This window comes from Bacteroides sp. AM16-24, from assembly GCF_003471885.1.
Lineage (GTDB): Bacteria > Bacteroidota > Bacteroidia > Bacteroidales > Bacteroidaceae > Bacteroides.
Genome location: NZ_QRKI01000037.1, coordinates 260 through 7,799, shown reverse-complemented (window position 1 = coordinate 7,799; position 7,540 = coordinate 260). Strand labels below are relative to the sequence as shown.

General features: G+C 42.7%; 4 protein-coding genes. All 4 read left to right on the top strand.

Annotated elements, in window-relative coordinates:
• Positions 1-807 precede the first annotated feature (807 nt).
• The 4 genes from DW182_RS21795 (at position 808) to DW182_RS21775 (ending at position 7,534) form a co-directional block, all read left to right on the top strand.
• A complete protein-coding gene (locus tag DW182_RS21795) occupies positions 808-3,261 on the top strand; it encodes a hypothetical protein (protein WP_147400148.1) in 2,454 nt (817 codons plus the stop codon).
• A 654-nt stretch (positions 3,262-3,915) separates the two neighbouring features.
• Entirely contained in the window at positions 3,916-5,013 is a 1,098-nt protein-coding gene (locus DW182_RS21785) for a Wzz/FepE/Etk N-terminal domain-containing protein (RefSeq protein WP_118296834.1), read from the top strand.
• A 10-nt stretch (positions 5,014-5,023) separates the two neighbouring features.
• Entirely contained in the window at positions 5,024-6,673 is a 1,650-nt protein-coding gene (locus DW182_RS21780) for an ABC transporter ATP-binding protein (protein ID WP_118296832.1), read from the top strand.
• A gap of 12 nt (positions 6,674-6,685) precedes the next feature.
• Complete coding sequence (locus tag DW182_RS21775) at positions 6,686-7,534, top strand: hypothetical protein (protein ID WP_118296830.1); 849 nt, start codon at positions 6,686-6,688, stop codon at positions 7,532-7,534.
• Positions 7,535-7,540 lie beyond the last annotated feature (6 nt).

Below are 7,540 nucleotides of genomic sequence, written 5' to 3'. Positions count from 1 at the left end.
GAATTCAACAAATTGGACATTAAGGAGGCTGAATAATGCTCTGATTTTAGGGCTCAAGATCAGGGAAGTCTTGTCAAACGAACTGGTATTTATTATCCAGTTGTAACTTCATTTCTTGTCATTGGTGCCTGAAAATGGTGTCATTACTATTCCGTTTAATGAATGTTTTTTTGATTAATAGAATCTCTTTGTTATTGAAAATAAGTAGGTTGAAGTAGTGTGCTATTACAAAATAAGGTGCTAAAAAGTAGTGTCAATTTACTTGGAGTTCTAAAACTGTTTATTTGATGATGGGTACGGAATGGGTTGTAGGTCAGCATGTTCGCTCAGATTATCAGGTTTCAATAGATTTTTTATTAGGATATTCAGCTCTTTTGCAAAGCTAATAACACCTTGTATATCAACCAAATACATTCATCGTTTATTTAGGAAATTTGTTTTTTACTTTGCAGGCTGAAAATGCGGGTTTGCTATACCTATTATATCTGTCAAAGAATGCCGGACTATCACTCAAAAGATAGACTTGATTCTTTTGATAGCGATTGAAGCAAGCATGTTATCGGTTGATAATAAAGAGACAATTTTAATAATACTAACAATTTAAATTTTATGATTATGAAAGTAGAAAAGGAAATGAAGTATGAGGCTCCGGAAGTGATGATTCTGGAAGTGGCTGTAGAGAAAGGTTTTGCATCAAGCGTGATTACACCTGACCCTGAATTATAGTTTAGAGACAAGGTTTAACACTCTTGCTTTCTAGAGAAGAAGCAATTTGAATATTAATATCAATTAATCTTAAGGTTAAAAATGAAAAAGAAACATTTGTTTAGTGCCGTAGCTTTAGCTGCGGTTTTTGCAGGGTGTTCTCAAGATGAGCTGATTAGCGAAAGCAACAAGCAGAGTATTGGTGACCGTCCGATGGTAGAAGCTCCGACAATCACATTGGGAGCAAATACGAGAATGACAACCAGCAATAATTTTGCTGGCGTTACTTGGCAGGCAGGCGACGGTTTTGGAGCTTGCGTGATGGATGAATATGATAAGTCAAAGACAGATTGGGCACAATTCGTTATTAAGGACTACATCTCCAGCAATGTACTGTATCAGACTACAGACGGCAAGACATTTACCGCTGATGCATCTTTGTGCCAAGGTAACTATTTGTTTTATGCTCCTTTCAATGAGGCTAACTACAAGCGCGGACCATTGGAAGTTCAGCTACCTACGGAACAAATCGTAGTACCTAATGCTGATGGAACGTCCTCTAACACTGCTATTAAGAATTTCTATGAAGCAAAGAAATATCCTGTTTTTATAGCTTATGACTCTATTTGGAAAAGCCCCAAAACTGAATTATCCTTGCACATGAAGCATATTTATTCTTTACCGCATATTACATTGAAGCTTGGCCAGGTACAATTACTTGATGCACAAGGTGTTTTAAAAGTAGATGCTAATGGTCAACCGGTTTATGAAACATCTATTACAGTAGACTCTATCAAGTTTACGAATAGTACAAGTAGTATTGTTACAGCAGGTACGATTAAAAATTCTGACGTTATTGCTAATATCGCTAAGGATGCTAAAGGCAACGTGGCTTGGGATGTAAACCAGTATGAAACAGCTAAAACCGCTGATATTGTAGCTCCTGTAACCACTAATAAACCTGTTTGGGTTAAATTTAATCCCGCTATAACTATCACGACCGGCCAAAATGGCAAATTCTTGATGGTATTGCCGGGCGCATCTTATGCACAAGCTGATTTGGCCGTTGAAGTTTACACAACCATTAACAACGAAGCATACGTTTTAGCAAATAGCAGCACTGCTACTGCCGCTAAGACCATTACGCCTGCAAGAAACTTGATATTGTTACCCGGTCTGCCATACTCTGCTGACGAGTACAACAAAGATGGTTCTATGAAAGATACCAAAGGTACTTCTGCAACCTATACAGTTGATGGTGGTTTTATTCCTGCAAAATCGGCAATTGCTTCCGGTTATACTCAGATCAAGAATTATGATGAACTTACTTCTTATGTTCAGAAAGTGGCTTATCGTGGCGAAGCGCTGATTGAAATCACAAAAGCTATGGCTGAAGCATACATGGCAAATAACAATGGACAGGCTCCTGATCCAAGAAAGTACTTCGTTATCACCACTACAGATAAAGCTCCAATTGCGTTGGATGATGCCTTCCTTAAAGAATTTGATAATGCTTGTGTAATTGAAGGTAAAAATGCCTCTATTTCATTCAGACCGAACAGCAAGCTTGTAACTTTGGGTGACATTACTTTCAATGATGCAAAAACACCTGTTTTGTTTGATGCCGGTACTTTAGCTAACAATGGTGTTTATACTAAAGTAACTTTGTCTAATTCGGATGTTACTTATGTTAGCGGTAATACTATCTTAACCGGTGCGGGTACTGCTTCTACCAAGTTTGGTAACTTGACAGTAAACAAGGGTGCAACTCTTACTATTGATAAGGACTTTGCAACTGTAGGTGCTACAGTCATTAATGATGGTGGTGCTATCACCAGTGCATCTACAGCAAAGCAACTTACACTTACAAATACCAAGGGTGAAGCAACTCTTAATGCAAGTCCGGTTATTAACACTGCTACCAAGTCTACGATTACGAATAGTGGAACTTTGACTATCAACACTAATATTGATGCAGCCAACGTTGATTTGGCTAATAATACCGATGCTAAAGCTATTGTCAACAGAGCTACAGTAGTATTCGCAACAAATGACGGTCTTGTTGAAGTTAAACACTCAGCAGCCAATGTTACAGTTACAGCTGGTAGTGGTGAAGTAGATAATACTATCGGTGGCAAGATTACAAGTGCTGCTACTCAGACTGTATTTGCAACATTCGGTGCAATGACTAATGCAGATGAATTGAAAAAGTATGATGCCTTGACAAAATTGACTGCCCTGAATTTGACAGGAGAATGGACTATTGATTCTAATACTGAAATAGAGAGCATCCTCGCTGCTAGTGCAGCATTGGGAACTGTAAAAGTCATTAACTTCAATGCAGGAAGTAGTATGACACTTGGTAATGTCACTCTTGACTTGACAGGAAAAGCTATTACTGATATCAACATTAATGCCGATGTTGAATGGGTAGGACGTTCTGCAGCAACTTCTATAGTTACAGCTACAAGTATAACTATTACTGAAACTGCAAAACCTGCTCCTCTCACAGGTAACTACACGCTTACTAAAACTGATATTACTGTTAACCAATGATCATCTTTTAGCTAATCTAAGCAGATTACATCAGAAGAGGCTGCTCAAAATGAACAGCACATCAAAAGTTAAACAGTTAATAATTAACTGATATGGTAAAAGGGCTCGGTATTGCACCGGGCTCTTTTCTTTCAGAGGGTTCGGAAGTAATAATTCATATTTTCCCCTATACTGCCAGACAGTTAAATCAGAAAATGACACACTCTTTCCATTCGCAATACCGACAAACAGGTGTTGCGAATGTTTTTTATACAAAAAGTGTTTATTTCCTAATAGAAAAGAATGAAAAAGTGATAAGATGATAGGGTGATAAAGTAGCTGCGTTACTACAGGGGAATTAACCGTCGAAAAAGAACAATAAAAGCACTCAAAAAAAAAATGATGCTGGCAATAAGCCAAATTCAACGGCTGATTCACATTATTATTAGGAAAGAAAGAATTATCTTTGTCCCCTCATTTAGTAACGCTTAAAAAAATAACTTGATACATAAATGATAGTTTATCTCTCTATTTATTATTAGCATGCCCATTTATACCACGTTATTTTTCAAGCATTACTAAATAATACATTTAAGTTTCGTGACTCCTATAACTTCTTTATTGCCGTACTTACGAAACTTGAATAAGGTGTATATTATATTTTAAGAAAAATGCATGAACGAAAAGCAGAAAATTGATTGGCTGGAACTGTTCCGGAAAATATGTGCTTCCAGAAGGCTGCTTCTGAAAGTATGTGGCATTGGCGCTGTCGTAGGGTTAATTATTGCCCTTAGTATTCCCAAAGAATATACGGCAAGCACGCTTGTTGCCCATGAAGGAACCCGCAGTCGTTCTTTTTCAGACATAAGGGAGTTGGCAAATATCACCCCCGGCATGAGTGCCTCTATTGCGACCGACCGGGATGCTCTTTTTCCTTCCTTGTATTCCACCATCGTCCGTTCCACCCCCTTTCTGCTCCAACTCTCCGATGTTGAGGTACGCAGACAGAAGGACAGTACCGCAATGCCTCTTGCCCGATATCTGAAGGAACACCAGAAGAAACCGTGGTGGAAAGCTGTCACTTCCACACCGTTGCGACTGATAGGGTGGTGCATATCCTTGTTCAGAGAGAAACCGGAGATGAATCATATCGGGAAAAAGGAAGAATCAGCCCTTTTACAGCTGACCCGTGAAGAGGCTGCCATAGTCCGTACTATAGCTTCCAGAGTCAAAATAGAAATAGATAGGAAGAAACGGGTGATATCTATAACTGCTACGATGCAGGACCCGCTAGTGGCGGCTATTGTAGCCGACACCGTGCAAGCACGCCTGAAGGCGTATATGACAGAATACAGGACAAACAAGTCGCGTAAGATTCTGCAATACAATGAAAAACTATGTAAAGAGGCGCAGGCCGAATATCGCGCGGCACAGGATAGATATGCCCGTTTTGCGGACGCTAACCGAAACCTGGCGCAACTGACCTCACGCGCTGAGCGGGCACGCTTGCGCAGCGAGATGGAACTGGCGCAGTTGGCTTACAATCGGTCGGAACGGCAAGTGCAGGCAGCCAAAGCAAGAGTGAGAAAGGTAGCTCCGGTGTATACGGTCATACAACCTGTAACGGTTCCGCTGCATCCCTCGAAGCCCAATAAATTGCTTATTCTTGCAGGATGTATCCTGCTGAGTGGCGCAGGTGGCATAGGGTGGATTTTATTTGCAAGGGACTTTATTCGGAGGATTAAAAAAAACGAACAATACGTAAACCGATAATAGATGGCAAATGATTAAGAAAATAATTCAACTGCTGTCGGAACAGCAACGTAAACGGGGCATTTGGGTCGCTCTTTCGGTATTGGTGCGTGCCATACTCGACTTTGCGGGAGTAGCGGCGCTGGTACCTATATTACTGGTAGTGATGAAGCAGGACGGTGGGCGAAGCAATATGCTGGCACTTTGCGGTGCGGTGTTACTGTTCGTGATGCTGAAGAATGGTGTAATTGTGCTGCTGGCACGTCTTCAGAGCAGTTATCAACTCAATATATATCGTGAATTCAGCCGTCGGATGTTTGTCAACTACTACCGTCGCGGACTGTTTTACCTGAAAGAGAAAAGCAGCGTGCGGCTGGGGCACGAGGTGAACTACGTCTGTTACCTGTTCAGCTCATGCGTATTGGCTCCCGTTTTCCGTATGGCGGGAGAAGCAGTACTGATAATATTGATGGTAACAGCGCTCATTATTTGGGAACCGCTTCCGGGACTCCTGCTTTGCGGAGCGTTCCTCCTCTTGTCTGTACTGTATGTCAGCCTGGTCAGGAAGCGCCTGCGTGATTACGGCATGGAAGAGTTGGAAGCCCGTAGAAAGCAATCGCGTACAGTAATAGAGGCTTTCCGTGGATATGCGGAGTTGGAGATCGCTCAGGCTTTCCACGCGTCTCTGGCTTCTTTCGATCAGGGAATGGAGTTTATTGTTCGCAACCGCTTGCGGACGGAAGTGTACCAGCTTTTTCCATCCTTTCTTTCGGAAGTAGCCGTAGTGGGAGGGCTGGCCTTACTGATAGGTACGGGAAACGGGAACCTGGGATTGATGAGTGGTGTGTTTGCTGTGGCCGCTTTCCGGTTGATACCAGCCGTAAGGGGCATTCTGAACAGTTGGGTAACACTTCAGAATGCTTCGCATACCATAACGGTGGTGGACGAAGGTATCAGTGACGAACCGCGGCAGGATGCGCAAAGTACAACGTCTTTCACTTTTAAACAGGGCATTACGCTACGGCAGCTCGGTTTTGCCTTCCCCGATGGACATACGCTTTTCAACGACTTGAATCTAAGTATCAGCTGCGGAGAACGGATCGGAGTACGTGGAGCAAGCGGATCAGGGAAATCGACACTCTTCAATCTGATGCTCGGTTTCTTTCCGCCTACCTCCGGTGAAATACTTATAGACGGGCAACAGCTGACTGCTGCCAACCGTAGTGAATGGCATAAACTGGTGGGATATGTACCGCAGGAAATATTTATAATAGAAGGCACACTTGCCGACAATATAGCACTCGGACAACCACAAGCTGACCGGGCAAAGGTGATGCAGGTATTGGAACAAGTGCAACTCCGAGAATGGGCAGATGAATTGCCGCAAGGACTGGATACGCCGTTAGGTGAATATGGCAGCCGTTTATCCGGTGGCCAGAAGCAACGGATCGGTATAGCACGAGCTCTCTACAAGGAGGCTGAAGTACTGTTCTTTGACGAAGCTACTTCGGCTTTGGACAACAAGACAGAACAGGAAATCAACCACGCCTTGGAAACACTTTCACTGCAACACCGGGAGCTGACACTGGTTGTCATTGCCCATCGCGAAAGCTCGTTGGCTTTCTGTGACCGGATATTCGATCTGGATATCTGTGATATAGTAAGTAATAATAAAGTATAAAGATAGAAATAAATGAAACAGGATTATTTGATAGCCGGACACCGTATCAGGGTGGAAGGTGACAGGCTGGTACAAGCAGTAGATGAATTGATCGGCTTTGCCCCTTTTAAAGTGGTGGCAGATGATGTTCCCCTTTGTCGTTTTATAGAATCTTCTGAAGAAGCTCCCACATTTGAAAAGGTGCTCTATACAAATGAGATAGACGGAATTGTCAGCCAGTTTGGCTGTTACAGCAATGGTTTCCTCTTTGTAATGATACCTCCCAAAGGTGAAAAACTAGAACTTTGGCTGGATGAAAGCAAACAGGTGGCCAGTTTCAAGGGTAATTACCAACTCCGGTTACTCCGGTTTGCCTGCTGGATGGCTTATGGAGTGGCAACCGTGCCTTTTCAGACAGTAGCCATTCATACCAGCACCATTGTGTGCGAAGGTAAAGCAGTGCTCTTTTTGGGAGAAAGTGGAACAGGAAAGAGTACGCACACCCGTTTGTGGCGAGAGCATATAGAAGGAGCTTTCCTACTGAATGACGACAGCCCCATCATTCGTATTATCGATGGAAAGCCATGGGTATATGGCAGTCCATGGAGCGGGAAGACGCCATGTTATAAAAATGAAAGTTATCCATTGGCTGCCTGCGTGCGGTTGTCTCAAGCACCTTATAATCAGATAAAAAAGCTTAGTATAGCCCAAGGGTATGGTGCGTTGCATCCTTCGTGTCCACCTAACTTCGCTTACAGTGATGAGTTGTATGATTATATCAGCGATTTTCTGGGTTCCCTGCTTTCTGCCGTACCCGTTTATCATCTGGCCTGTCTGCCCGATGCGGCTGCGGCACACCTTTCTCATGATACCATATTGTAAACATGC